Origin of the sequence: Actinoplanes subtropicus (assembly GCF_000721705.1) — a bacterium.
Classification (GTDB): domain Bacteria; phylum Actinomycetota; class Actinomycetes; order Mycobacteriales; family Micromonosporaceae; genus Actinoplanes; species Actinoplanes subtropicus.
This window is the reverse complement of the sequence record NZ_JOJL01000107.1, coordinates 1-2,197: the sequence shown is the minus strand read 5'-3', so window position 1 is coordinate 2,197 and position 2,197 is coordinate 1. Positions and strand designations below refer to the sequence as shown.

Below are 2,197 nucleotides of genomic sequence, written 5' to 3'. Positions count from 1 at the left end.
GGGTGCGTTTCTCTCTGAGTGACTTTCTTGGTCTTGGTTAGGCCGCGAGGTCGTATTGGTGCTGGTAGCGGCTGGTGTGGGTACGTTGGTGTTCTTGCTGGAGGTGGAACTTCCAGTAGGCGGGGAAATCCCCATTCGTGATCACGGCTCGTAGCAGGAGGACAGCCTCCGCGCCGGGCAGACTCCAGCGGGCGCCGGTGATCGCAAGGCGATCCTTCACCAGGTAGCGGCAGGTCCCTTCGATCACACCGGTCGCGATGGGCCAGCCCATCGTCAGCGCGATCCGGTAGATGAGGTAAGGCTGTTTCGCGGTGAGGTAGTCGATGCAGCGTTTCAGCCCAGGCGCGGTGTCGCCGGTTGTGGTGACGGTGTCGTAGAGGCTGTTCAGGTCGGCGATGACCCGGGCTGGGTGGTGTTCGAGCAGGTCGCGGGCGGTGCGGGCGACGAAGCTGGCCCGGCCGGGTTGGGTGGGGTGCAGGTCCTCGGCGGCTTTCCAGAGGTATTCCAGGACGTGGACGAAGTCCAGGATCAGGTTGATCTGGACGCCGCGGGCGTGGGCCTCGGCGTTGATCCGGTCGATCTGATGGTTGTTGCCGTCGACCAGCACGATCCAGCGGCGCCGATGTTGCGGGTCGCGTTGCTGGGCCCGGTCGAACAACCGGCGGGTCATCGGGGCGGTGGAGTCGACGATCGACGCGTCGACCTGACGGTTGACGGCTTTCGGTCCGGGTCGGCGGGTGGCGCGTTCGGTCGCGTCGGCGGGCATGATGTCGGCCGGGCTGCGGACGGCGGGTGCGGCGTCGTAGACGGCGGTGACCACGGCCATGCGGGTGCGGCCGGTGCGTTTGCGGCAGGAGAGTTGGGCCGACGGCGGCCGTGGTCCGTCGTCGCGGACCGGTGGGCTATCTCGCAACCCGGAGTCGATCATGTTGACGCCGGTCGCGTCGATGCTGAGCACGAGCAGGTCCCGTGGTCCGGTCCCACCGGGACGCGCCGCCGGGGCGGGAACCGGGTGCTGGGAGTAGAAGTCGCGCACATCTTGGGCGGCGTCGATGGTGATCTGCATCAGCTGCCGGGTCCCGACCCGCGCGCCGAGAATACGGTCCAAGCCATCACGAGCCTCCCGCAACGCGCCGGTCACGCTCTCGTGGACCACGGCTTCCTGCAGCGGGAACGAATACCGGCCCGCCGGCAACGCGAGCCTCACATCGGCCGGGTGCAGATTGGACACTCCCGGATGGCGGTAGGCGATCCGGGTGGCCTCGACCCGGCCGAGCGTGGTCGACAGCAGCCGGGTATGCCCCGGCTCGGCCCGCCGGCGTGGCACCTGGTCGGCGCCGGTCACCTCCGCGAGACGCCGCTCCGCGGCGGCCCGGGCGTCCAGGTGATCCTGCAACGCCTGACGCAGCACGTCACGGCCCGTGCCGGCGATGAACTGCTCCACCGCGTGTTCCGGCTCCTCGGCCATTAGTGGGTCACCCAGCCGGGTGATCAATGCGTCGAACAACGCCCACGACGCGGCATAAGCGGCGTTGCCGGGCTCGGGACAGGGATATGGTGCCATCGGGTCTTCCTCGGGTCGGCCGGTTCTCGACAAACCCAGGCCACCCAGGGAGACCCGCCACCTCGTGGGCACCACTCCGGCCGGGTCACCCCGAAGGGGAGCCGGAATCCTCCGACCGGGTGAACAGCCCCGGCTCCACCTCGCGCACCAGGCCCGCTGCCGTCAGCTTCTTCAACCGGTGCCGGACCCGCTCACCATGCCGGGCCACCGACGGATCCTCGCCCAGAACGGCGACCACCTCCCGGCACCGCAACGGCCGGCCGGCCTCGGCCAGCACCACCAGCAACCGGCCCGCGAAGTCCCCCACAGGGTTCGCATCCGGCGCCGCCGGCATCGGCGCCGCCGGCCCAGTGACCAGCCCGGACAACACCTCCCGCGCGACCGCCAGGTGCTCGATCTCGCGCCGGCATTCCTCGATCAACCCCGCGATCTGCGCGGCCTCCTGCTCCAGCCGCAGCCACTCGACCCGAGCCGCAGCCTCCCGCTCGGCCAGCAACCGCAAGATCTGATCACCATCCACCCGCCCACCCCCACCGCAAACCGGTCAACCAACCCATACCAACCGGCCATCGAGTGCTGCAACGGGTCGACATCGATGCTCATCGAGCAGGTCACTCAGGAAGAAACGCACCC

2 protein-coding genes are annotated in these 2,197 nt (G+C 69.1%); both read right to left on the bottom strand.

Annotated features, from left to right (window positions below; translation table 11 throughout):
• Window positions 1-37: 37 nt before the first annotated feature.
• Window positions 38-1,564, bottom strand: a complete 1,527-nt coding sequence (locus IH26_RS0152280; RefSeq protein WP_157437909.1) for an ISKra4 family transposase — start codon at window positions 1,562-1,564, stop codon at window positions 38-40.
• Window positions 1,565-1,649: 85 nt separating this feature from the next.
• Window positions 1,650-2,084, bottom strand: coding sequence for a hypothetical protein (locus tag IH26_RS61035; RefSeq protein WP_051810120.1), 435 nt, complete (start codon window positions 2,082-2,084; stop codon window positions 1,650-1,652).
• Window positions 2,085-2,197 lie beyond the last annotated feature (113 nt).